We start from the raw sequence: 21,757 nt of genomic DNA on the forward strand, positions 1-21,757 counted from the left end.
GCAGCTCGGGGAGACCGGCCCGACCGTGGCCCTGCCACCGCATGTCGACGATAGCGATCGTTTCCATCTGCGCGGCACGCCGGGATTCACGCGACTCGTCCGGGAATTCCGCAACACGGGCAGAAGCCTGCCTCCAGGCATGGCCGGCGATCATTTCGCCCAATTCACGACAGCAATCGCCCGAGATCGCGCGCCGACCGGCGACAATCTCGGCCTGATCTACATCAACGATCCCACGCTGCGCGGCAATGTCCGGTTCAAATATGGAATCGAGCACATCTGGGCACCCGGCGCAGGCGGTGGGGATGACGCGGGGCACCGGGATGACTGGCAGACTCGTCTGCCGGGGCTCTCGGTGAGCGGGCGCGACGTGCTGACACAGGTAATCATGGCCGCCTTGACCGATCCATTCGCCCAATTCAGGCAGACGCGCTCACGCAACGGCAACGTCGTACGCACGTTCGAGTACTTCACGTTCCGACAGGGCCAACGTCTTTTCGCCATCAGGAACGTGCGAATCGTGCTCGGTCAGAATGGGATGGTCATTACGGCATTCCCGCTGAAAAACGCCAGCGCGCAATCGCTCGAAATGTAAGCCGTTCCGGCTGCGGGGGAAGACATCCCCGCAGCCTCGGTACCCGCGCGGCGCCGGGACTGCTCGACGGATCCGGCGGCCGGCGGGCGTTCAGCCCAACCGCTCGCAAATCGCCTTCGTTGCCGCGGCTCCATTGAGCGTATAGAAATGCAGCCCCGGTGCACCTTCTTTTACGAGGCGCTCGCAAAGCTGGGTGACGACATCGAGTCCGAACGCGCGAATCGACTCACGATCGTCGCCGAAGCTTTCGAGCCGGCGCGCGATCCAGCGCGGCACTTCCGCACCGCACATATCGGAAAAGCGCATCAGTTGCGTGTAGTTCGTGATCGGCATGATGCCGGGCACGATCGGCACATCGACACCGAGCTTACGCACATCTTCGACGAAGCGGAAATAGGCGTCCGCGTTGTAGAAGTACTGCGTGATCGCCGAGTTGGCCCCCGCCTTGACCTTGCGCGCAAAGTTCTCGAGGTCTTTTTGCGGCGAGCGCGACTGCGGATGATATTCGGGATAGCCCGCGACTTCGATGCGAAACCAATCGCCGTATTCGGCGCGAATGAAGGCGACGAGCTCGGACGCATAGCGCAGCTCGCCGACCTCACCCATGCCCGAAGGCAAATCGCCGCGCAATGCGACGATATGGCGGATGCCGTGACTGCGATAGCGCTCGAGAATGTCGCGCAGGCTCTGCTTCGACGAGCCGATGCACGACAAATGAGGCGCGGCTTCGAGCCCGTCGCGCGCAAGTTCGCGGACGGTATCGAGCGTCCCCTGCTGGGTCGAACCGCCGGCCCCGAACGTGACCGAGACGAACTTCGGCGCGAGCCGCGCGAGTTGCGCGGCGGTGGCGCGTAGCTTCTCGACGCCGTCGGGTGTCTTTGGCGGAAAAAATTCGAAAGAGATTTCGATGGTGGCCATGGTGCGACAGAAGAACGGCAATCAGCCTAAGCTGCGATTGCCGAATATGAGGGCCGACAGCAACCACGACACGATGCTGTACAGAATCGAGCCGAAAAACGCCGACCAGAATCCCGACACTTCGAAGCCTTTCAGTAGCGACGCCGCGAGCCAGAAGCAAAGCGCGTTGACGACGAGAATGAAAACCCCGAGCGTAACGATCGTCACGGGCAGCGTGAGCAGAATCAGCACGGGACGAAGCACGGCATTGATGAGCCCGAGCACGAGCGCGACGATGAGCGCTGTACCGAAGCTGCGAATATGGATCGACGGCACCAGGTAGGTGATGATCAAGAGCGCGAGCGCATTGATCAGCCAGGTCAGCAGCACGGTCATCTCAGGACTCCTTTCGGTTTCGTTTCGGTTCGGTATCGGTTCGAGGTCGCCGCCGGACGCAAGGCGAGGCCCGCCGCCGGCCAGGCTGGCTAGGGGCGGCCGTCGACCGGCGCGTTCCGCGCAAGCATGCCATACGCGCCGGCGCGGAGCCGACCGTTCAATAACGGTAGTGATTCGGCTTGAACGGACCGTTCTTGTCGACGCCGATGTAGCTCGCCTGATCGTTCGTGAGCTCGGTCAGCTGCACGCCGATTCGCGCAAGATGCAAACGCGCGACCTTCTCGTCGAGATGCTTCGGCAGCACGTAGACCTTGTTCGCATACTCGGCGCCGCGCGTGAACAGCTCGATTTGCGCGAGCGTCTGGTTGGCGAACGAGTTGGACATGACGAACGAGGGGTGGCCCGTTGCGCAGCCGAGATTCACGAGGCGGCCTTCGGCCAGCAAAATGATGCGCTTGCCGTCGGGGAACACGATGTGATCGACTTGCGGCTTGATGTTTTCCCACGTGTACTGGCGCGTGGAAGCAACGTCGATCTCCGAATCGAAGTGACCGATATTGCAGACGATGGCGTTGTGGCGCATCGCCTTCATATGCGCGTGCGTGATGACGTGATAGTTGCCCGTGGCCGTGACGAAGATGTCGGCCTTGTCGGCCGCGTACTCCATCGTCACGACACGATAGCCTTCCATCGCGGCCTGCAGCGCGCAGATCGGATCGATTTCCGTGACCCAGACGGTTGCGCCGAGCCCGCGCAGCGACTGCGCGCAGCCCTTGCCGACGTCGCCGTAGCCCGCCACGACCGCGACCTTGCCGGCGATCATGACGTCGGTCGCGCGCTTGATGCCGTCGACGAGCGATTCGCGGCAGCCATAGAGGTTGTCGAACTTCGACTTCGTCACCGAATCGTTGACGTTGATGGCCGGGAACGGCAGGCGGCCGTCCTTTTCCATCTGATAGAGGCGGTGCACGCCCGTCGTGGTTTCCTCGGTCACGCCGCGGATCTGCGAGAGGCGCTTCGAATACCACGTCGGATCGATGGCGAGATGGCGTTCGATCGATTTGAAGAGCGCCGTTTCCTCTTCGTTCGTCGGCTTGGCGATCGCGCTGCGATCCTTCTCCGCCTTCGAACCAAGGATGAGCAGCAGCGTGGCATCGCCGCCGTCATCGAGAATCATGTTGGCGAATTCGCCGTTCGGCCATTCGAAGATGCGGTGCGAGAATTCCCAGTACTCGTCGAGCGATTCGCCCTTGAACGCGAAGACCGGCGTGCCGCCCTTGGCGATGGCCGCGGCGGCGTGGTCCTGCGTCGAAAAGATGTTGCACGAAGCCCAGCGCACGTCGGCGCCCAGCGCCTCGAGCGTCTCGATCAGCACGGCCGTCTGAATCGTCATATGCAGCGAGCCCGCGATGCGCGCGCCCTTGAGCGGCTGCGCGGCTTTGTACTCTTCGCGGATTTGCATGAGCCCGGGCATTTCGGTCTCGGCGATGTTGAGCTCCTTGCGGCCCCAGTCCGCAAGCGAGAGATCGGCGACAACGAAATCCTGCGAGTGATTCGATTCGATAACTGCGGCGTTCATCACGCCCTCCTTTCTAAATGAGTTCTAGAAATAGACGTGAGCGCCGTTCGATGGAACCGCCGCGCGTTTTCATGCGGGGTCCGATTGAAGTTTCCGAGCCTGGCGGGCAAAGCCGTCGCAACGCTCCTCGGAAACGGGGGGAATTGTAGCAAAAACACGCGCGCAACGGTCCCGGCATCGCATGCTGCCCAGGCTTGCGATCCCGCAGTCGGATAAACGAGAGTTTTCTCGTTGCCGCTCTTGCAGCCGTTCCGGATAGTGCCCGGATGTTTTCGTCAAAAAAGGGATACCCGTGTCATTCGGATTGAACAGCCAATTTCGCAAGGCTACGCGAGGGTTCATCAGCCAGATGGCGATCTCCGCGAAGGCGATTCAGGCAGGCGGCGCCCACGGGGCTGGTTTCGATTTGCGGATACCGTCGACCGTCAAAGGACCGACCGTCCATCTCGGCTATTGGGGAGCGGGCAGCCGTTCCGATGAAATACTCCCCGGCTACTGGGTGCCGCAAGGTGGCTATTGCGACATCCCCAAGACGCCTGAGGAAAAGTGCTTCGTCTTCACACCCGACTTCAGCGGTTGCTCGCTGCTGGTGGACCAGATCGGCAACGACGCGTATCGCGTCTATCACGTACAAGGCGGAAGCGCCCGTTTGCAGCCGGAGTATTACCGGCGCCACGACAGCACGCCGCAGCGGCTCGGCCTCGCCGCGGCGATGACCTTCGGTGACTATGGGCACGTCTGCGGGGATCGGTTTGGAATGGGACAGGTCCGCACCGAACGACGTGGTTTCGCATTCCTCAAATACGAGCAAGGGCGCTGGTGGATCTACTTCCAGGGACAGCACGAATTGACCGACTTGAACTGCGACGCATCGCGGGACCCTCTTACGCTCGGCGTGCGTAACGGAGGGCGCATCCCTGTGGCGGATCTCACGTGTGAAGTGCCGCGGATCAACGCGCGACACGATCCGCAGGTCGAGCGCAAGCGCAACGAGGCCTGCCTGCCGCCGAAAGCGCCTTTGCACGATCTGCCGATCAGCCGTCAGATCAAAACCCAGCGGCGCCTGCTGCCCAACGACGAAGTATGGGCGGGCTTTTCCCCGGCATTCGGTCACTGAGGGCGCTGCGCCGGCGCGGCGCCGGCCCCAACCGCGGCACGCGTTACCCGAACGCGCTGCCGAGCAGCGAGCCGATCACAGGTGCAATCAGCACCATGACGACACCCGCGATCATCATCGTGAGGCTTGCGATCACGCCTTCCTCGCTGCCGAGTTCGCGCGCCTTTGCGGTGCCGACCGCATGGGCCGCCGCGCCGAAGAGCGCACCACGGGCGAGCCGCGTGCGCAGCGGCATGAGCGCCAGGACGAACTCGCCGAGCAGCATGCCGCACACGCCCGTGGCGATGACGAACAGCGCCGTCAGTTGCCGGGGCGCATGGATTTCATCGGACACGGCGAGCGCGAACGGTGTCGATACCGAACGCGTAAGCAGACTGCGCGCGACGTCCGGGGCCAGGTGCAGGAGCTTGGCCAACGCGAACGAGCCGCTCACGGCTACGACGATGCCGACGGACACGCCCGCCGCGAGCGAGAGCCAATGGCGCTTCATCAGTTCGCGGTACTCGTAGATCGGCACGGCGAATGCGACTGTCGCCGGCCCGAGCAGCCACATGAGCCAGCGCGTATCGGCAAAGTACACGGCGTAGGGGATGTGGGCGATGACCACGAGCGTCGCGAGCAACGCGGGCACCACGACGAGCGGCGTCAGCCACGGGCGCGAAAATCGCGCATAGAGCCGCTTGCCCGCGGCATAGAGCGCGATCGTCAGCGCGAAGCAGACGGCCGCGATGGCTTGCGGACCGAAAGCGGACACCGGCGACGACAACATCGAGGCAAGCATGGTCATGTTCCGTTCAGGTGAGGCGATCCATCAGCCGCGCGCGACGCGCGCATGCCGCAGGGCAAGTCGGCGTTCGAAACGCGCGGCCTGATCGACGGTGAAGGCCACTGCAACCATGACGGTCAACGTGCCGGCCACGACGACGAGCGCGAGCCGCCAGCCGTCGGACTTGAAAAGCCCGCCGTACTGGACGACCGCGACGGCCGCCGGAATAAAGAAAAGCAGCATGTTCGAAAGCAGCCAGTCCGCCCCCGCCTTCACCCACTTCGGCGCGATGCCACCGGTGAGCAGCAGTGCCAGCAACGTCGCCAAGCCGACCACGCTGCCCGGCACCGGCAGGCTCAAGCGCCGTGCGGCTTGGTCGGCGAGGAACCAGAGTGCGGCCAGCAGCGCGCTTTGCGCGACGATTTGCGCGAGATTCCCGATGCGCTTGACGGTCATGGCAGAACTCCCTATTGACTTCATGAACCAAGTGTAGTCAGCTCGCGTCCATAAATAAAATGACTTAAAATCATCCGATCCATTCCAATTTGGAACAACATCGGTCCGGGGCGGCCTCGCCCCGCACGGCGCTGGAGGGCAGGCCATGGAATTGCGCGCGCTGCGTTATTTCGTCGAAGTCGTGCGGCAGCAGAGCTTCACGCTCGCAGCCGAGCGTCTTTTCGTCACACAGCCGACCATCAGCAAGATGGTGAAGGCTCTCGAAGAGGAGGTCGGTGCGCCGCTCCTGTTGCGCGAAGGCCGGCAAATGGTGCTCACCGACGAAGGCCGCATCGTGTTCCAGCGCGGCCAGGACGTATTGGCCGCGCACACGCGGCTACAAGCCGAGCTCGACGATATCGGCACGCTGGGGCGCGGCGAACTCACCGTCGGCATTCCGCCGATGGGCGGCTCGCTCTTTACGCCGGCCATCGCCGAATTCAAGCGTCGCTATCCCAAAATCGAGCTGAAGCTCTTCGAACAAGGCTCGCGCGGCATCGAAGCCGCGCTCGCGGCGGGCGAGCTCGAGCTTGGCGGCTTGCTGTTGCCCGTCGACGCCGAGCTTTTCGACGTGCTCCCGATGTCGCGGCAGCTGCTGTGGCTCGTGGCGCGCACCGGCACACGCTGGGACAACGTGGAACGGGTCGGGCTCGCCGACCTTGCCGAAGAACCGTTCGTCTTTTACGGCGAGAGCCTCGCGCTGAACGATGTCGTTACGCGTGCGTGCCGGCAATCGGGCTTCGCTCCGACGATCGTCGCGCGCAGCAGCCATTGGGACTTCATGGCGGCGCTCGTGCATGCGGGGCTCGGCATCGCGTTGCTGCCCGCCCCGTACTGCGACCGTCTCGATCCGACACACTTCACCTGCCGCCCGCTGGGCGAGCCCGAAATTCCCTGGGAGATGGCAATCGGCTGGCGGCGCAACGGCTATCTCTCGCATGCCGCCCGTGCCTGGCTGGAGGTGGCGCGGCAAACGCTGCCAGGCCAGCCGGGCGACGATTTCGTCTATGCGCGCACCGGCAAGGCGGCCGGCAGTCCGGATGTCTGGTGAGCCGTGCGGGGCGTGAGCTCGTCGTCATCGGCGGTGGGCTCGATTGACAACCGACATGAGGCGTTCGATCGTTGTCGCGAGCCCTCCCTCTAATCGTTCGGCCCATTCAGAACCTATGATGCAGGTGCGATGCACCGACGACGCCACCGGCGCGGCAGGAAGCGTCGCAGCCGCCAAGCCAGCGATCGCCGGAACGGGCAGCGGGCAGCTGGCGGCTGTAGTGTCCTCCTCGGACGAAAGTCCCAGGTTTCTCGGAGCAAACTCGGATGAAACCGCAGAGCACCCACGAAGTCACGAATCAAACGCCGCCGCTCGAAGGCTATAACCTCTTTGCGAGCGACCCGGTACTCGCCGCGGCCGTCGATCGCGAAGGCGCGCACTGGCACGCCGAGGCGCTCGTGCGCGATGGTGCACGCATCGGCAGGCGCGAGATTCTGGCGCTGGCCGATCTCGCCAATCGCCACGCCCCCGAGCTCTTTACATACAGCCCGCGCGGCGAGCGCATCGACACACTCGAATTCCATCCCAGCTGGCACCGGCTGCTCGAATTGCTGCGCGAAGAGGGTCTGCACGCGCTGCCGTTTTCCGAGCCGCGCCCCGGCGCCATGGTCGCGCGATGCGCTGGCTACTTCCTGCACGCCCAGCTCGAATCGGGTTCGCTGTGCCCGTTGACGATGACGTTCGCGAGTATTCCGGTATTGCGCCGCGAGCCGGCGCTCTTCGCGGCGCTGGTCGACAAGCTTTATTCGCGCGAGCACGATCCGCGCGACGCGCCGCTCGACGAGAAGCGCTCGATGCTGGTTGGCATGGGCATGACGGAGAAGCAAGGCGGCTCGGACGTTCGCTCCAATCGCACGAGGGCGTTCGCACTGGATCGGGGAGGGCGCGGCAACGCCTACCGCCTCGTGGGGCATAAGTGGTTTTTCTCGGTGCCGCAATCCGACGCGCATCTCGTTTTAGCGCGCGCCGACGACGACGAAGGACTCTCGTGCTTCTACATGCCGCGCTTCGCCCCCGACGGCACGCGCAACGCAATCCAGATACAGCGGCTCAAGGACAAGCTCGGCAACCGCTCGAACGCGAGCAGCGAAGTCGAATTCCTGGATGCGTTCGGCATCATGATCGGCGAGCCGGGCAGGGGTGTACCGACGATCATCGAGATGGCGAACTACACCCGGCTCGACTGCGTGATCGGCAGTGCCGCACTGATGCGCGCGGCGCTCGTGCAGGCCATCCACCACGCCCGTCACCGGATGGCATTCGGCAAGCGGCTCGCCGAACAGCCGCTGATGCGCAACGTGCTGGCCGATCTCGCGCTCGAATCGGAGGCGGCGACCCTGCTCTTCATGAGGCTTGCCCGCGCGTTCGACGCACACCTCGCCGCCGATGCGGGCGAACTCGGGGCCGACAGCGATGCCGAGCGTGCCTGGCGGCGCATCGTCACACCCGCGGCCAAGTTCTGGGTATGCAAGCGCGCGCTCGAGTTCACCGGCGAGGCAATGGAAGTGCTCGGCGGCAACGGCTATGTCGAAGAGAGCCCGATGGCGCGCTTTTACCGCGAGGCACCCGTCAATTCGATCTGGGAAGGGTCGGGCAACGTGATGTGCCTGGACGTGCTGCGCGCGATCGAACGCGATCCGCCCGGTATGCAAGCGCTACTGGCGCAATGGCGACGGAATGCTGACGGACACGCCGTGCTCGGCACCGCCCTCGCCGAACTCGAGGCCTTGCTCGGCGGCCCCCCGGACGCGCGCGAAGTGCTGGCGCGCCGGCTCGCGCAGCACATCGTCCTGTGCGCGCAAGCTGTGTCGATGCTCGAGGCAGCGCCCGCCGCGAGTGCCGATGCCTTCATTGCAACGCGGCTCGGGCAGGGTGCGGGCCGGTGTGGCCGCGTCTATGGAACGTTGCCGGCGTCGTTCGACCACTCGGCCGTCATCGCGCGCGCATTCGAGCATTGAGCGAGCGCCGAACGCGCGTTGGATCGACACAGGGAGCAACGGCGCCATGAACAACGATTTACCCGAGGATGCAGCGCTCGGCGACTTGCTGCACGCTCAGCGTGCGGCCTTCCTGCGCACGCCGTACCCCGACTGGGCGCAGCGCGCCGCGCATCTGAAAGCGTTGCGCGCGATGCTGCTCGATCACCGCGACGCACTGGCCGCGGCCGTCGACGCGGATTTCGGCCAACGCGCGAAGGCAGAAGTCCTGCTCTCCGAGGTCTGGCTCATCACAAACGAAATCGATGCGGCGCTTCGGCACGGCAAGCGGTGGATGCGCGCGCGCCGCCGCGCGACCGGCATCTGGCTCAGGCCCGCGCGCGCGAAAGTGATGCCGCAGCCGCTCGGCGTCGTCGGCATCGTCGCGCCGTGGAACTACCCGCTGCTGCTGTCCGTCGGCCCGCTCGTCTGCGCGCTGGCGGCCGGCAACCGCGCGATGGTGAAGATGCCGGAACTTGCGCCACGCACGTCCGCGCTGTTCGCGCGTTTGATCGCACAGACGTTCGCGCGCGACCATGTGAGCGTCGTGACCGGCGATGCGGCGGTCGGGGCGGCGTTTTGCGGACTTGCATTCGATCATCTGCTGTTCACGGGCTCCACGGCGGTGGGCCGCGAGGTCATGCGCGCCGCGGCGGGCAATCTCACGCCGGTCACGCTCGAGCTGGGCGGCAAATCGCCTGCAATCATCGGCCCGCACGCCCGCTTCGACGCCGCGGTGGACAGTATCGTCGCGGGCAAGACGCTGAACGCCGGCCAGACCTGCATCGCGCCCGACTACGTGCTGTTGCCGCGCGAGCGCGTGACCGCCTTCATCGAGCGCGCCCGCGCCCGCGTGGCCAAGCTGTACCCCGATCTCCGCGGCAATCGCGATTACACGTCGATCGTGGCCGAACGGCATTACGCGCGGCTCATGCGCATGGCGGACGAGGCCGTTCGGGCAGGCGCGCAGCTCCATCCGCTGTCCGACGCGCCCAACGATGCGGCCCGCCGCGTTTTTGTACCGTGCGTCATCACGAACGCGCCCGAGCACACCGCCGCCATGCGCGAAGAAATCTTCGGCCCGCTGCTGCCGCTCGTGCCTTACGACACGCTCGACGAGGCGATTCGTTACGTCAACGGCCGCGAGCGCCCGCTTGCGCTCTATCTGTTCGACGACGATCGTTCGAACGTCGAGCGCGTACTGCGCCATACCGTCTCAGGCGGCGTTTCGGTCAACGAGACACTGCTGCATATCGCATGCGAGGGACTGCCTTTCGGCGGCGTGGGCGCGAGCGGAATGGGCGCGTATCACGGTTATGAAGGGTTCGTGACTTTCTCGAAGCTCAAGCCGGTGTTCGTGCAGACGCGCGTCAACGCGCGATCGCTGCTGCTGCCCCCGTACGGGCTGCGCTTTCGGGCCATCATCTCCACGATGCTGAAACTCTGACCGTGGCGATTCGGATTCCAATAGATGCTCAGACCGGCCAGAGCGGCCCTTCCTGCATCGCGCCGATTTGCTCGCGCAGTTCGAGCACGCGCGCTTCCCAATAACGCTGCGTGTTGAACCACGGAAACGCGGCCGGAAACGCCGGGTCGTCCCACCGACGCGCGAGCCACGCCGCGTAATGGATGAGCCGCAGCGTGCGCAGCGCTTCCACCAGATGGAGCTCGCGCGGCTCGAAGTCGCAGAAGTCCTCGTACCCGGCAAGCAGATCGGTCAACGCGGCTGACGCATCCGCTCGTCCGCCCGGCAACAGCAGCCAGAGGTCCTGCACCGCCGGCCCCATGCGGGAATCGTCGAAATCGACGAAGTGTGGGCCGGAATCGGTCCATAGAACATTGCTCGCATGGCAGTCCCCGTGCAGCCGAAGGTGCGCCACCTCGCCGGCCGCCTCGAACGCGCGCTCGACCGCATCGAGCGCCATCGCAGCCGCGGCGGCATAGGCGTCGCGCAGCTCGGCCGGAATGAAGTCGTGAGCCAGCAGGTAATCGCGCGGCTCGCGGCCGAACGACGCGATGTCGAGCGTCGGACGCACGGCGTAGGGCACGCGCCGGCCCACCGCATGAATGCGCCCGATGAAGCGCCCCATCCATTCGAGCGTGTCGCGCCGGTCGAGATCGGGCGCGCGCCCGCCTCGCCGCTCGAAGACGGCAAAGCGAAAACCGTCGAATGTATGCAAGGTACGCGATTCGACGATACGGGCCGGCACGGCGGGAATCTCGTGCTCGACGAGCTCGGCGACGAAGGCGTGCTCTTCGAGAATCGCCTCGTCGGACCAGCGCTCGGGCCGATAAAACTTGGCGATGACCGGCGGGCCGTCTTCGACGCCGACCTGATAGACGCGGTTTTCGTAGCTGTTCAGCGGCAGCAGCCGCCCATCGGTGCGCACACCGGTCGGCGCGAGCACCGTATCGAGCGCATCGAGCACGCACTCGGGCGTGAGTCGCGTAAAGGGGTGCGTGGACGACTGATCGTCCATGCCAGGTCCATCGGGAAAATGATCGTTCATGCCGGCATTGTGCCGCAACGGCACGCGTACGGCATCCACGCAGTGGGGCGAAGCGGCATCGCCCCCACGGCCCGCCTGTTGGGGCCGGCGTTGGCTGTCAGACGGCGGCTGTCAGGCGGCGGCCGCCGTCAGTGGACGAGCGCGCCAGCCGGACGGGCGACGAGTTCGCCCGTATCGATGAGATCTTCGAGGAAAAAAGGCTCGGTGCTCAGTTGCAGCGATGCGCCGGGTTCACCGGCGTACCAGACGACCATCGCCATATCGCCGAGTATGCGCATGACGATGCCGCGCGCGCCCGTGGGCACGGCGATATGCACGGACCTGACGATCGAACCGACTTGCATGATGTTTCCCCCGTGTCAGTGGTGGATGATGAAGATGCGCGAAGACAACGCGCCCGAGCCGGCAGACAACCGTATGGCGGGGCAAAACGCACATTCGATGACACCTTGGCACATGCAGGCATTGTTGCCGGAACCGGCCGCAGTGCAAAGCAGAATGTAACGGGCTATCTGCCGTCACTTCCCCCGATCATCCTTACAAAGTACTGTCGCATTCGGCCTGCCGGCGGCCCGTGCCCCGGGGTACGATTGGTGCTGTAGGCCGGGGGCGGCTTTGCGCGTGATCCGAGACGCGCGTTTTCCACGGAGCGCGAGCGTGCCCCCGCTCGAGCGCTCGGGACAAGGAGATCATCGATGAACACGTTGCTGCCCTACGCGATTGCCGCCGTGTCCGGCGCTGCGATACTGGCCCTCGGCGGGTGCGCGCACGGGCCCGATTACGTCAAGCCGACATCGACCACCGCCAAGGTGTCCGATGCAGCACCGGTCCAGCCGCAGCCCGATTTGCAGCGCCCGCAACGCGGCGATACACCCCCGCCCGGCGACCCGGCCGCCGCGAAGGCCCGCCCCACCGCCCCTGGCGTCGACGGTTGAGACGCCACGGAAGGCCTGTTCGCAGGCCCCAAGGCCCAGCCCTTCGCGCATATGACGCAGCCCAGGATATAACCGCCAAGGGCGGCGCCATCTCCTATACTCGATCAATAACGCGCCGGGTTTTCGCCGGCGCGACGATTACAGCTTGCACCGGCAGCGAATCTGCTGCGGGCTGCGGACAAGGAGACGGGCATGGCGACGTTCACGGTCAGCGACTTCATTCTCATGATCCCGATGGCGCTCGCGGGCGCGCTGTTTCTCGGCGCGCTGCCGACCTCCTCGAGGTTCCTCCACAACGTGCTACGCGTGTTCGGCGCACTGCTCGGCGTCGTGTTCGCGGTCGCGCTCGTGGAAGGGTTGCCCGCGCTGGTGTAGCGGCGTGCGGCAGCGCGGGCGGGTGCCGCCTTAGCGGATCGGCTGATCCGTCGAGGGCTTTTCCCAGAGGTTGATCCCACCCTCTGTCGCATAGCGATCGATTTCGGCGAGTTCTTCGGCCGAAAACGCGAGTTGCGCGAGCGCCCCGACGTTCTCGCGCACCTGCTCGGCCCGGCTCGCGCCGATCAGCACGGAAGTCACGCGCCCATCGCGCAGCGCCCAGGCCAGCGCCATTTGCGCCAGACTCTGGCCGCGCCGCTCGGCGATCGCGTTGAGCTTGCGCACGTGCTCGATGTTCTGCGGGCTCAAATGGCTTTGCTGCAGCGAACCGCCACCCGGCTTGTTGATGCGCGCGTCGGCCGGGATGCCATTTAGATATTTGGAAGTCAGCACTCCCTGCGCCAGCGGCGTGAAGGCGATGCAACCGGTTCCAGTCTCCTCCAGCGCATCGAGCAGTTCGTGCTCGACCCAGCGGTTGAGCATGTTGTAAGCGGGCTGGTGAATCAGCAGCGGCACCTTGTACTCACCGAGCAACCGTGCCATCTCGCGCGTCTTTGCGGCCGAATACGACGAAATGCCGACATAGAGCGCCTTGCCTTGCTGCACTGCGCTCGCCAGCGCGCCGGCCGTCTCCTCGAGCGGCGTATCGGCGTCGAAGCGATGCGAATAGAAGATATCGACATAGTCGAGACCCATTCGCGCGAGGCTCTGATCGAGGCTGGCCAGCACATATTTGCGCGAGCCCCCTCCCTGGCCATACGGTCCCGGCCACATGTCCCAGCCGGCCTTGGTCGAAATCAGCAATTCGTCACGATAAGGGCGGAAGTCGTCCCTGAAAAGCCGCCCGAAGTTGGTCTCGGCGGTGCCGTAGGGCGGGCCGTAGTTATTGGCCAGATCGAAATGCGTGATGCCGAGGTCGAACGCGGTGCGCAGGATTTCGCGCTGCGTCGATAGCGGCGTCGTATCGCCGAAGTTGTGCCATAGGCCAAGTGACAAGGCCGGCAGCTTCAAGCCTGACTTGCCACAAGTGCGGTACTGCATGTCCGTATAGCGTTGCGAAGCAGCTTCATAGCCCATAGGAATTCCTTTCATGCGGGTCGACAAATGACGATGCGGTGCTGCCGATGCCTCGCGATTGCGCAGCGAAAAATCGGCAGCCGGATGCGCACCGGGTGGACATCGACGGTGCAACTTTCATACACTGCGCCGTTAGCGTGCCAATGACGGAAACTTCTCCATGATCAAAGCGATCTCGATTGCGTTACTTGCGGGCGGCGTCATATTGCTCTATTTCGGCGGGCAATCGTTCCATTCTTTCGCCAACGACATGTCGCGCATGTTCACGGGCGCCCCGACGAACAAGACGATATGGCTCATTGCCGGCGGCATCGTGGCGACGCTCGCGGGTCTCATCGGGCTCATATCGACGGGCCCGGGCCGCAAAGGCTGATTCGCACGCCCCGCCGGCACTACAGTACGATCTCCGGTTTCGAAGCCGAACGCGTGCCTGGCAACGGCACGTTGCTCGCGCCATGGTAAGTGAAAACGAGCGAGAACTTGACCTCGTCGGTCTGGTTGCGACCGGCCGAATGCAGCGTGTTGCAGTGAAAGAAGACGACATCGCCGGTCTGCAGTTCGGGGCAAACGGCCGTGTCGATGATCGACTTGTTTTCGGGTAAGTCGGCACGGAAGAATTTCGCCGCGTCGAAACGGTCCGACGTGAAAGTCATGGCATGCGAGCCGGGCACGAGCCAGAGCGCGCCGTTCTCGACGAATTCGGGACCGAGCGCAAGCCACGTCGAAACGAGATCGTCGCGCTCGAACGACCAGTAGCGCGCGTCGCGATGCCATCCGGTCAGACTGCCGTACGCCGGATGCTTCGTCATCATGCAGTTGTGATGGGCGCGCGACAGGTGCGGCGTCTCGCCGAAGTAAAGCTCCATCCAGCCCCGGATCTCGGGCGAACTCGCCCATTCGCGCATCAGCGCATCGCGCCCATACGCATCGAGCAGCCGCCGGACCGTATGGCCGCCCGGCGCGTGTTTGGACTCGGGCGCGCCGGGATAGCGCAAGTCGGCCTCGTATTCGACTGGCTGCGCGGCTTCCCGCAATTGTTGCTGCGCGCGGGCCTTGATGGCGGCGCACCGCTCGGGCGAGACCAAGCCCGGCACGACCACGAAACCGCGTTCGCGCAGCGCCTGCACCTGTTCTTTTTTCGAATGCTCTGACATGAAACGGTCCGTTCGCCGATGGCGGTTGGTCGGAAACGATTTATTTTAAAGCGCCGGAGCGTGCACGGCACGCGTGCCGGCGCACCGCCATTGTGCATGAATGCGCTCGGGTCGACCCCGACTTACGCATGTCACGATTCGCGTGTAGGCTGCCACCCATGTCGATAGTCCTACAACGCCCGCCGCGCACGCGCGCAGGTGCGGCTCTTCCTGCCGGTTTTGCCTCTCCGTTTCGCGATGGCATGGTTGCTGCATCAAGCGCAGCGCCTCCCGTCGATCGCGACACCGTTTCCGTTTCGGTTCCCATGCACAGACGAATCGCCATCCGCCTCAAGCATGCCGCGCTCAAAGCCGCACGCCCCGCGCGGCGCGGCGTCGTTCGCGCGCTGCGCCACCACGCCGTGCGCGCACGCCGCAGCGTCCGCTCTTTCGATCATCAGGCGCCCACCGGCTTGCTGCGGTCCTGGCTGCGGGCCCTGGTCGCCGTGCTGCGCACACGTCGTGCCGCGCGGCGCTTTTCGCTGCGCGCGCTGCTCGTGAAGCCGGCCGTGCGCCGTGTGCAAGCAGCGCAAGCGCGCTTCGTACACCAGGCGACGAATCGGCGGCCGCGCAGGCTCGCGCCCAGCGCCGGATGGTTCGCGTTCGCCGCGCGTTGAATCCGCTGTCGCCAAGCAGTATCGAACCGGATACACCCATCCGTCGCCTGATCCCGTTCCGGCGACAGGGCTGGCATGCCGGCCCCGATAGCGGTTTAATGTCGGCATGAACACGCCATCTCGGGGCAGCCCCGATCCTCATCCGCACAAGCGCCCGTCGAAGCGGATGCTCACGGCGCTGACGTTCCTCGTCGGCTTCGCGACGCTCGGCCTCGGCATCGCCTGGCTTGTCTATAGCTGGATCGTCGACCGGGAAGTGCCTTACTTCGCCATCCCGCTCGTTCTTACGGTGCCTGTCATCGTCGCCGTCGCTTTTCGCAATTGCTGGGATTAGCGTCGTTCGCGGGAGTGACGATCTCGCGAACGTCGCCGCGGCAATCAGGCGCCTCAGGTGTCGATTTCGAACGGGCTCGTTCGTCGTCAAGCTGAACGGCAACGAGCCGTTCCGGGGAAATCCCCGCTGCTCATTCGACGAACGAGGCTCCGAATGTCATTGATTCTGTACGCGCACCCGTTTTCTTCCTACTCGCAAAAAGTCCTGGTCGCACTCTACGAGAACCACACGCCGTTCGAATGGCGCCAGCTCTCGCGGGAAAACCCCGAGGTGCTCGCTCAGTTCGCGGCGCTTTGGCCAATCAAGCGCTTTCCGCTACTGATGGACGGCACGCGCGTCCTGAAAGAGTCGACGATCATCATCGAATATCTCGCGCTGAATCACCCCGGGCCGGTCCAACTCCTGCCCACCGATCCGCAGGCCGCCCTGGAGGTACGCAGCATGGATCGCTTCTTCGACAATTACATTTCCAGACCGCAGCAGCAGATCGTCGCCGATGCGAGGCGCCCCGACGGCACGCACGATACGTATGGGGTCAAAGAAGCCAGGGAGATGCTCGAGACGGCCTATGCGTGGCTCGATAAAGTCATGGCCGAGCGACAGTGGGCCGCTGGCGACATGTTCAGCCTTGCCGATTGCGCGGCCGCACCGTTTCTCTTTTACGCGGATTGGTCGCACCGGATCGATCCGTCGTTTTCGCACGTCATCGCATACCGCAAGCGGTTGCTCGCGCGCCCCTCGTTTGCGCGCGCCGTCGATGAGGCGCGGCCCTATCGATCGTTGTTTCCGCTCGGCGCGCCCGACCGGGATTGATCGTCGGCGAAGACGGCCGATGCTGCCGTCTTCAAGCGCTCGCCCTTTTTCGTAGTCGGCGCCGCGGCGGCTCCCGCGACTGCCGTATGTTCGTGCCGCACCTGGCGCCGCGCACCCTATACTGACTCGCTCCCACCTCGCGAGGCGTCTGCTCCATGCATGAGACCACACTGGCCGTTTTCGCCGCTGTCGCCTTTGTCGGCATCGCCACGCCCGGCCCCACGGTGTTGCTCGCACTCACGAACGGCTCGCGGTACGGGCTTCGCCGTGCGGCCTACGGCTTCGCTGGCGCCGTCGCGTCAGACTTCGTCCTCATTTCGGCGGTGGCGATCGGCCTCGGCGCATTGCTCGCGGCCTCGACATTCTGGTTTTCGGTCGTCAAATGGGTCGGCGCGGCGTATCTCGCCTACGTCGGCGCGCGCCTGCTGATGTCGAGGGGTGCGTTCGAGCTCGATGACGAGCAAGCGTCGGGTGGACGTCAGCGCAATCGTGCGATCTTCCTCAAGAGCTTTCTGACAGCCGTGACGAATCCGAAGGGCTATCTGTTCTTTTCCGCTTTCTTGCCGCAGTTCATCACGCCCTCTGCACCGCTCGCGCCACAGTATGTTGCGCTCGCAATCACTTTCGCGGCCCTCGATCTCGCGATCATGTTCGGCTATGCGTTGCTCGGTGCGCGCGCCATCCGCCTGCTCAAGCGCTCTGGCGCCCGTTGGCTCGAACGCGCCTGCGGTGGGATGCTGATCGGTCTTGCCGGCTCGCTGGCGCTTTACCGCCGACATGCGGCGTAAAGCGCAGGCGGGCGGCCCGCTTCGCTGACGGGGCGTGTACGTCACCGACGTGCCAATAAAAACCCCGACCTGAAGTCGGGGTTTTCTTCACACCGCGCATGACCGCAATGCGTTACGCCACAGCCGCGACAGCCTCCGTCCCGGCCGCCTGCGCAAGCACGAGCGCTTTGTCCGTGCTTTCCCACGTGAATTCGGGTTCCTCACGGCCGAAGTGACCGTAAGCCGCCGTCTTTTCGTAGATGGGGCGCAGCAAATCGAGCATCTGAATGATGCCCTTCGGACGCAGATCGAAATGCTCGCGCACGAGTTGCGTGATCGTCGCATCGGACACGCGGCCCGTGCCGAACGTATTGACCATCACCGAAGTCGGCTGCGCCACGCCGATGGCGTACGACACCTGGATCAGACAGCGCGAGGCCAGCCCGGCCGCCACGATGTTCTTCGCCACGTACCGGCCGGCGTACGCCGCCGAGCGGTCGACCTTCGACGGATCCTTGCCGGAGAACGCGCCGCCACCGTGGGGCGCCGCGCCGCCATAGGTATCGACGATGATCTTGCGGCCCGTGAGGCCGCAGTCACCTTGTGGGCCGCCGATCACGAACCTGCCGGTCGGATTCACGAGGAACTTGATGTCGCCCTTGATGAGCTCGGCAGGCAACGTCGGCTTGATCACTTCTTCGATGACCGCTTCGCGCAGCATCGACAAATCGATATCGGGCGCGTGCTGCGTCGAAAGCACGACGGTGTCGATCGAATGGGCCTTGCCGTCGACATAGCGCACCGTGACCTGCGACTTCGCATCGGGACGCAGCCACGGCAAGCGGCCATCGCGGCGCAGGCTCGCCTGACGCTCGACGAGACGGTGCGACAAGTGGATCGGCAACGGCATCAGCTCGGGCGTTTCGTCGCACGCATAGCCGAACATCAGACCTTGGTCGCCTGCGCCTTGATCGAGGTTGTCATCGTGCGCGCGATCGACGCCCTGCGCGATATCGGGAGATTGCTTGTCATAGGCAACCAGCACCGCGCAGCCGCGATAATCGATGCCGTAGTCCGTGTTGTCGTAGCCGATACGTTTGATCGTATCGCGCGCGACTTGAATGTAATCCACATTGGCCGTCGTCGTGATTTCGCCGGCCAGTACGACGAGACCCGTATTGCAGAGCGTTTCGGCGGCAACGCGGGAGTATTTGTCCTGCGTGAAGATGGCGTCGAGGATCGCGTCCGAAATTTGATCGGCGACCTTGTCGGGATGGCCTTCGGAAACGGATTCGGACGTGAAGAGGTAGTCGTTTGCCACGTTGCAGACTCCATTGGTTACGGTTGTCGATTTCACGTAGCCAGCTCCGGGAGCCTGAAGCGGCGACGCTTTAGCGGATTTCCCTTACCGCGAGTGGGCCTTTAAGTGCCCCCTGCGGCTTCGCCCCGCAAGTTGTCTATTAACTCGGCGAAGTCCGTATTATAGCGACTTCTCGTTCCTGTCACAGAGTGAACTGCCGTGTCTTGTGCCCCCTGTTTGCCGCATTGCGCGCTTACACCGGTCCCGTCGTTCGTATCGGGCACCATGCCGCCTTTCGCGCCGGCGCGACATGCGCCGCGCCCGCTGCCGACTGGAGCACGCGTATGTTGAGGCGCATCGGCACGAAGTTCGCCATCGGCTTGCTCAGGTTCCTCGCGATTCTGCCTTATGGCCTCGTCGCGCGCTTCGGCGACGGGCTCGGCTGGCTGCTCTATCAGGTCCCGAGCCGGCGCCGCCGTATCGTTCACACGAATCTGTCGCTTTGCTTTCCGCAGTGGAGCGACGAAAAGCGCGCACAGATCGCACAGCAGCATTTCCGCCATGCGATCCGCAGCTACGTCGAGCGTAGCGTTCAATGGTTCGGCTCGCAAAGCAAGCTCGAAAAGCTCGTGCAAGTCGACAGCGCCGTCGATCTGACCGATCCCGATCTGCCGCCCACGCTCTTTCTCGGCTTGCACTTCGTCGGCATCGAGGCGGGCTCGATCTTCCTCAATCACGCACTCGGGCGCCGTTGCGGCTCGCTCTATCAGCCGATGTCGAACCCCGAACTCGAGGCCGTCGCCAAAGCGGCGCGCGGGCGCTTCGGCGCCGACATGGCAAGCCGGGCCGACAGCGCCCGCGTGGTGCTGCGCTGGCTGCGCGATCGCAAACCGGTCATGCTCGGTGCCGACATGGATTACGGCCTGCGCAATTCGACCTTCGTGCCGTTTTTCGGGGTGCCGGCCTGCACGCTGACCGCCGTCGGCCGCTTCGCCAAGGTCGGCCACGCCCAGGTGGTGCCGTTCATCGGCGAAGTGCTGCCGAACTACAAGGGCTACCGGCTCAAGGTCTTCGAGCCGTGGCAGGACTACCCGAGCGGCGACGCCGACATCGACGCGCGCCGCATGAACGCTTTTCTCGAACAACAGATTCCGCGGATGCCGGAGCAATACTACTGGGTTCACAAACGCTTCAAGACGCGTCCGCCCGGCATGCCGAGCGTCTACTGATCGGGCGTCGCCCGATACGCGCCGCGCGTCGCTTACAATAACGCCCATCATGAGACTTCAATTCACCAAGATGCAGGGCGCGGGCAACGACTTCGTCGTGCTCGACGGCTACAGCCGCCCGCTCTCGCTGACGAGCGAACAGGTGCGCGCGCTGGCCGATCGCCATTTCGGCGTCGGCGCCGATCAGCTGCTGCTCGTCGAGCGGCCGAGCGCGGCCGGGGCCGATTTCAAATACCGCATCTTCAATTGCGACGGCGGTGAAGTCGAACATTGCGGCAACGGCGCGCGCTGCTTCGTCAAGTTCGTGCGCGACGCCGGGCTCACCGATAAGCGCAGCGTGCGCGTCGAAGTACACGGCGGAATGATCACGTTGACGATGCAGGACAACGGCGAAGTCGTCGTCGACATGGGTCGCCCCGTCTTCGATCCGGCGCGCGTGCCGTTCGATACCCAAGGCCTCGCCGCGCGCACCGAGGGTGCCGACGCACTCTGGCCGCTCGAGGCGGCCGGCGAGCCGCTCGAAGTCTCCGTGGTCTCCATGGGCAACCCACACGCCGTGACGATCGTCGACGACGTCGAGGCCTACCCTGTTTCGTCGGTCGGTCCCGCGCTGGAACGGCACGCGCGCTTCCCGCAGCGCGTCAACGCCGGCTTCATGCAGATCGTCTCGCGCCATGAAATCGCGTTGCGCGTGTTCGAGCGCGGCGCCGGGGAGACGCTCGCCTGCGGCACGGGTGCTTGCGCAGCCGTTGCCGCCGGCATTCGGCGCCATCGGCTCGACTCGCCGGTGCTGGTGCGCACGCACGGCGGCACGCTGACCATCGCCTGGGACGGGGCGCGCGATGAAACGTCCGCGCTGACGATGGCCGGCCCGGCCGTGACCGTCTTTCGCGGCGAGATCGAATTGGCCGACTGAGAACCCACCCCACCGTCCGCGCGCTTGCCGCTCACTTATCCGCCCAAAACGCTCACACCATGAACGATCGCGAAGTCGCCGAATACCTGCTCGCCAATCCCGAATTTTTCGTGCAACACGCCGAGCTGCTCGCCGCGGTGCGACTCGCGAACCCGCATGGCAAAGCCGCCGTGTCGCTGCAAGAGCGGCAGATGGAAATGCTGCGCGAAAAGAACAAGCTGCTCGAAAGGCGCCTGGCCGAGTTGCTGCGCTACGGGCACGAGAACGACAGCATCGCCGCGAAGTTCAACCATTGGACCGCACGGGTCATCGCCGAGCGCGATCCCCACGCGCTGCCGCGTACCGTCACGCATGGGCTCACGGAGGTCTTCGACGTTCCGCACGCGGCCTTGCGCCTCTGGGACGTGGCCGATGTCTACGCGCAGGCCGAGTTCGCCCGTCAGGTCGGCGAAGAAGTCCGCATCTTCGCCAACAGTCTGGGCGCCCCGTACTGCGGAGCGAATACCGGTTTCGAAGCCGCCCAGTGGCTCGGCGCGGGCGCGCAGCCGAGCGCCCCCGCTTCGGCCGAAGAAGCCGGCACGCCCCCGGGCGAAGCAGGCGGCATCCAGTCGGTCGTGCTGCTTGCGCTGCGCGATCCGCAGGCCGATGAAAGTGCGCCCGCCTTCGGCCTGCTCGTCATGGGCTCGCCCGATCCGCGCCGCTTTCACGAAGGCATGGCGACGGACTTCCTCATGCAGATCGGCACGCTCGCGAGTGCCGCGACGAGCCGCCTGCTTGCCCGCTGAGTCGGCTGCCAGCCGCATCCAGACCATCCCCGCG

24 protein-coding genes, 1 pseudogene and 1 riboswitch are annotated in these 21,757 nt (G+C 64.7%); of the genes and pseudogenes, 15 read left to right on the forward strand and 10 right to left on the reverse strand.

The window, feature by feature from the left end; all coding sequences use genetic code 11:
• A pseudogene (locus VGL01_RS05475) lies at positions 1–595 on the forward strand (hypothetical protein); the annotation flags it as partial.
• A 90-nt stretch (positions 596–685) separates the two neighbouring features.
• Here VGL01_RS05475 and metF read toward each other — a convergent pair.
• The 3 genes from metF to ahcY all read right to left on the reverse strand — a co-directional run bounded on the left by metF (position 686) and on the right by ahcY (position 3,467).
• Complete coding sequence (gene metF / locus VGL01_RS05480) at positions 686–1,513, reverse strand: methylenetetrahydrofolate reductase [NAD(P)H] (RefSeq protein ID WP_331567841.1); 828 nt, start codon at positions 1,511–1,513, stop codon at positions 686–688.
• 21 nt (positions 1,514–1,534) lie between these two features.
• Positions 1,535–1,888, reverse strand: a complete 354-nt coding sequence (locus VGL01_RS05485; RefSeq protein ID WP_173255805.1) for a phage holin family protein — start codon at positions 1,886–1,888, stop codon at positions 1,535–1,537.
• 157 nt (positions 1,889–2,045) lie between these two features.
• On the reverse strand, positions 2,046–3,467 hold the full coding sequence (gene ahcY, locus VGL01_RS05490) for an adenosylhomocysteinase (RefSeq protein WP_331567842.1): 1,422 nt from the start codon (positions 3,465–3,467) through the stop codon (positions 2,046–2,048).
• A gap of 31 nt (positions 3,468–3,498) precedes the next feature.
• Positions 3,499–3,602: riboswitch (S-adenosyl-L-homocysteine riboswitch) on the reverse strand.
• A 157-nt stretch (positions 3,603–3,759) separates the two neighbouring features.
• On the opposite strand from ahcY, the gene VGL01_RS05495 reads away from it, so the two are divergent.
• A complete protein-coding gene (locus VGL01_RS05495; protein ID WP_331567843.1) occupies positions 3,760–4,584 on the forward strand; it encodes a hypothetical protein in 825 nt (274 codons plus the stop codon).
• Between the two features lie 43 nt (positions 4,585–4,627).
• Here the strand turns inward: VGL01_RS05495 and VGL01_RS05500 are convergent, their stop codons facing one another.
• Positions 4,628–5,365 (reverse strand): LrgB family protein, encoded by a 738-nt coding sequence (locus VGL01_RS05500; RefSeq protein WP_331567866.1) that lies wholly within the window; start codon positions 5,363–5,365, stop codon positions 4,628–4,630.
• Positions 5,366–5,395: 30 nt separating this feature from the next.
• The gene (locus tag VGL01_RS05505; protein WP_331567844.1) at positions 5,396–5,806 is read right to left on the reverse strand and encodes a CidA/LrgA family protein; all 411 of its coding nucleotides are present in this window, start codon (positions 5,804–5,806) and stop codon (positions 5,396–5,398) included.
• A 145-nt stretch (positions 5,807–5,951) separates the two neighbouring features.
• On the opposite strand from VGL01_RS05505, the gene VGL01_RS05510 reads away from it, so the two are divergent.
• The 3 genes from VGL01_RS05510 (at position 5,952) to VGL01_RS05520 (ending at position 10,319) form a co-directional block, all read left to right on the forward strand.
• Entirely contained in the window at positions 5,952–6,896 is a 945-nt protein-coding gene (locus VGL01_RS05510; RefSeq protein WP_331567845.1) for a LysR family transcriptional regulator, read from the forward strand.
• Positions 6,897–7,162: 266 nt separating this feature from the next.
• Complete coding sequence (locus VGL01_RS05515; RefSeq protein ID WP_331567846.1) at positions 7,163–8,854, forward strand: isovaleryl-CoA dehydrogenase; 1,692 nt, start codon at positions 7,163–7,165, stop codon at positions 8,852–8,854.
• Between the two features lie 46 nt (positions 8,855–8,900).
• Complete coding sequence (locus VGL01_RS05520; protein ID WP_331567847.1) at positions 8,901–10,319, forward strand: coniferyl aldehyde dehydrogenase; 1,419 nt, start codon at positions 8,901–8,903, stop codon at positions 10,317–10,319.
• Positions 10,320–10,347: 28 nt separating this feature from the next.
• On the opposite strand, the gene VGL01_RS05525 is transcribed toward VGL01_RS05520, so the two are convergent.
• Positions 10,348–11,382 carry a serine/threonine protein kinase gene (locus VGL01_RS05525; protein ID WP_414720179.1) on the reverse strand — a complete coding sequence of 345 codons (1,035 nt, stop codon included), beginning with the start codon at positions 11,380–11,382 and terminating at the stop codon, positions 10,348–10,350.
• A gap of 128 nt (positions 11,383–11,510) precedes the next feature.
• Positions 11,511–11,726, reverse strand: coding sequence for a hypothetical protein (locus VGL01_RS05530; protein ID WP_173255814.1), 216 nt, complete (start codon positions 11,724–11,726; stop codon positions 11,511–11,513).
• A 351-nt stretch (positions 11,727–12,077) separates the two neighbouring features.
• On the opposite strand from VGL01_RS05530, the gene VGL01_RS05535 reads away from it, so the two are divergent.
• Positions 12,078–12,317 carry a hypothetical protein gene (locus tag VGL01_RS05535; protein ID WP_331567848.1) on the forward strand — a complete coding sequence of 80 codons (240 nt, stop codon included), beginning with the start codon at positions 12,078–12,080 and terminating at the stop codon, positions 12,315–12,317.
• 192 nt (positions 12,318–12,509) lie between these two features.
• A complete protein-coding gene (locus VGL01_RS05540; RefSeq protein WP_331567849.1) occupies positions 12,510–12,692 on the forward strand; it encodes a hypothetical protein in 183 nt (60 codons plus the stop codon).
• Between the two features lie 30 nt (positions 12,693–12,722).
• Here VGL01_RS05540 and mgrA read toward each other — a convergent pair whose 3' ends face one another.
• Positions 12,723–13,769, reverse strand: a complete 1,047-nt coding sequence (gene mgrA / locus VGL01_RS05545; RefSeq protein ID WP_331567850.1) for an L-glyceraldehyde 3-phosphate reductase — start codon at positions 13,767–13,769, stop codon at positions 12,723–12,725.
• Positions 13,770–13,929: 160 nt separating this feature from the next.
• Between mgrA and VGL01_RS05550 the strand changes: the two genes are divergently transcribed.
• Complete coding sequence (locus VGL01_RS05550) at positions 13,930–14,142, forward strand: DUF3185 family protein (RefSeq protein ID WP_331567851.1); 213 nt, start codon at positions 13,930–13,932, stop codon at positions 14,140–14,142.
• A gap of 19 nt (positions 14,143–14,161) precedes the next feature.
• On the opposite strand, the gene VGL01_RS05555 is transcribed toward VGL01_RS05550, so the two are convergent.
• Positions 14,162–14,923 (reverse strand): phytanoyl-CoA dioxygenase family protein, encoded by a 762-nt coding sequence (locus tag VGL01_RS05555; RefSeq protein ID WP_331567852.1) that lies wholly within the window; start codon positions 14,921–14,923, stop codon positions 14,162–14,164.
• Between the two features lie 305 nt (positions 14,924–15,228).
• On the opposite strand from VGL01_RS05555, the gene VGL01_RS05560 reads away from it, so the two are divergent.
• From VGL01_RS05560 to VGL01_RS05575, 4 genes are all read left to right on the forward strand, one after another.
• Positions 15,229–15,579: a hypothetical protein gene (locus tag VGL01_RS05560; RefSeq protein ID WP_331567853.1), complete on the forward strand. Its 351-nt coding sequence runs from the start codon at positions 15,229–15,231 to the stop codon at positions 15,577–15,579.
• 106 nt (positions 15,580–15,685) lie between these two features.
• Positions 15,686–15,913, forward strand: coding sequence for a hypothetical protein (locus VGL01_RS05565; RefSeq protein WP_173255746.1), 228 nt, complete (start codon positions 15,686–15,688; stop codon positions 15,911–15,913).
• 153 nt (positions 15,914–16,066) lie between these two features.
• Positions 16,067–16,726, forward strand: a complete 660-nt coding sequence (locus tag VGL01_RS05570) for a glutathione S-transferase family protein (protein WP_331567854.1) — start codon at positions 16,067–16,069, stop codon at positions 16,724–16,726.
• Between the two features lie 155 nt (positions 16,727–16,881).
• Positions 16,882–17,514 (forward strand): LysE family translocator, encoded by a 633-nt coding sequence (locus VGL01_RS05575; protein ID WP_331567855.1) that lies wholly within the window; start codon positions 16,882–16,884, stop codon positions 17,512–17,514.
• A 112-nt stretch (positions 17,515–17,626) separates the two neighbouring features.
• Here VGL01_RS05575 and metK read toward each other — a convergent pair whose 3' ends face one another.
• Positions 17,627–18,814 (reverse strand): methionine adenosyltransferase, encoded by a 1,188-nt coding sequence (gene metK, locus VGL01_RS05580; protein WP_331567856.1) that lies wholly within the window; start codon positions 18,812–18,814, stop codon positions 17,627–17,629.
• 323 nt (positions 18,815–19,137) lie between these two features.
• On the opposite strand from metK, the gene VGL01_RS05585 reads away from it, so the two are divergent.
• The 3 genes from VGL01_RS05585 to VGL01_RS05595 are packed head-to-tail and all read left to right on the forward strand — an operon-like array spanning position 19,138 to position 21,723.
• Complete coding sequence (locus tag VGL01_RS05585) at positions 19,138–20,022, forward strand: lipid A biosynthesis lauroyl acyltransferase (protein ID WP_331567857.1); 885 nt, start codon at positions 19,138–19,140, stop codon at positions 20,020–20,022.
• Positions 20,023–20,071: 49 nt separating this feature from the next.
• The gene (gene dapF, locus VGL01_RS05590; protein WP_331567858.1) at positions 20,072–20,938 is read left to right on the forward strand and encodes a diaminopimelate epimerase; all 867 of its coding nucleotides are present in this window, start codon (positions 20,072–20,074) and stop codon (positions 20,936–20,938) included.
• A 59-nt stretch (positions 20,939–20,997) separates the two neighbouring features.
• Positions 20,998–21,723, forward strand: coding sequence for a DUF484 family protein (locus VGL01_RS05595; protein ID WP_331567859.1), 726 nt, complete (start codon positions 20,998–21,000; stop codon positions 21,721–21,723).
• Positions 21,724–21,757 lie beyond the last annotated feature (34 nt).

The sequence above is a fragment of the Trinickia sp. genome (assembly GCF_036503415.1).
GTDB lineage: Bacteria > Pseudomonadota > Gammaproteobacteria > Burkholderiales > Burkholderiaceae > Trinickia.

Coding starts and splice junctions, on each gene's coding strand:
- metF (WP_331567841.1), bottom strand. CDS start 1,513: ATGGCCACCATCGAAATCTCTTTCGAATTTTTTCCGCCAAAGACACCC.
- VGL01_RS05485 (WP_173255805.1), bottom strand. CDS start 1,888: ATGACCGTGCTGCTGACCTGGCTGATCAATGCGCTCGCGCTCTTGATC.
- ahcY (WP_331567842.1), bottom strand. CDS start 3,467: ATGAACGCCGCAGTTATCGAATCGAATCACTCGCAGGATTTCGTTGTC.
- VGL01_RS05500 (WP_331567866.1), bottom strand. CDS start 5,365: ATGCTTGCCTCGATGTTGTCGTCGCCGGTGTCCGCTTTCGGTCCGCAA.
- VGL01_RS05505 (WP_331567844.1), bottom strand. CDS start 5,806: ATGACCGTCAAGCGCATCGGGAATCTCGCGCAAATCGTCGCGCAAAGC.
- VGL01_RS05510 (WP_331567845.1), top strand. CDS start 5,952: ATGGAATTGCGCGCGCTGCGTTATTTCGTCGAAGTCGTGCGGCAGCAG.
- VGL01_RS05515 (WP_331567846.1), top strand. CDS start 7,163: ATGAAACCGCAGAGCACCCACGAAGTCACGAATCAAACGCCGCCGCTC.
- VGL01_RS05520 (WP_331567847.1), top strand. CDS start 8,901: ATGAACAACGATTTACCCGAGGATGCAGCGCTCGGCGACTTGCTGCAC.
- VGL01_RS05525 (WP_414720179.1), bottom strand. CDS start 11,382: ATGAACGATCATTTTCCCGATGGACCTGGCATGGACGATCAGTCGTCC.
- VGL01_RS05530 (WP_173255814.1), bottom strand. CDS start 11,726: ATGCAAGTCGGTTCGATCGTCAGGTCCGTGCATATCGCCGTGCCCACG.
- VGL01_RS05535 (WP_331567848.1), top strand. CDS start 12,078: ATGAACACGTTGCTGCCCTACGCGATTGCCGCCGTGTCCGGCGCTGCG.
- VGL01_RS05540 (WP_331567849.1), top strand. CDS start 12,510: ATGGCGACGTTCACGGTCAGCGACTTCATTCTCATGATCCCGATGGCG.
- mgrA (WP_331567850.1), bottom strand. CDS start 13,769: ATGGGCTATGAAGCTGCTTCGCAACGCTATACGGACATGCAGTACCGC.
- VGL01_RS05550 (WP_331567851.1), top strand. CDS start 13,930: ATGATCAAAGCGATCTCGATTGCGTTACTTGCGGGCGGCGTCATATTG.
- VGL01_RS05555 (WP_331567852.1), bottom strand. CDS start 14,923: ATGTCAGAGCATTCGAAAAAAGAACAGGTGCAGGCGCTGCGCGAACGC.
- VGL01_RS05560 (WP_331567853.1), top strand. CDS start 15,229: ATGCACAGACGAATCGCCATCCGCCTCAAGCATGCCGCGCTCAAAGCC.
- VGL01_RS05565 (WP_173255746.1), top strand. CDS start 15,686: ATGAACACGCCATCTCGGGGCAGCCCCGATCCTCATCCGCACAAGCGC.
- VGL01_RS05570 (WP_331567854.1), top strand. CDS start 16,067: ATGTCATTGATTCTGTACGCGCACCCGTTTTCTTCCTACTCGCAAAAA.
- VGL01_RS05575 (WP_331567855.1), top strand. CDS start 16,882: ATGCATGAGACCACACTGGCCGTTTTCGCCGCTGTCGCCTTTGTCGGC.
- VGL01_RS05585 (WP_331567857.1), top strand. CDS start 19,138: ATGTTGAGGCGCATCGGCACGAAGTTCGCCATCGGCTTGCTCAGGTTC.
- dapF (WP_331567858.1), top strand. CDS start 20,072: ATGAGACTTCAATTCACCAAGATGCAGGGCGCGGGCAACGACTTCGTC.
- VGL01_RS05595 (WP_331567859.1), top strand. CDS start 20,998: ATGAACGATCGCGAAGTCGCCGAATACCTGCTCGCCAATCCCGAATTT.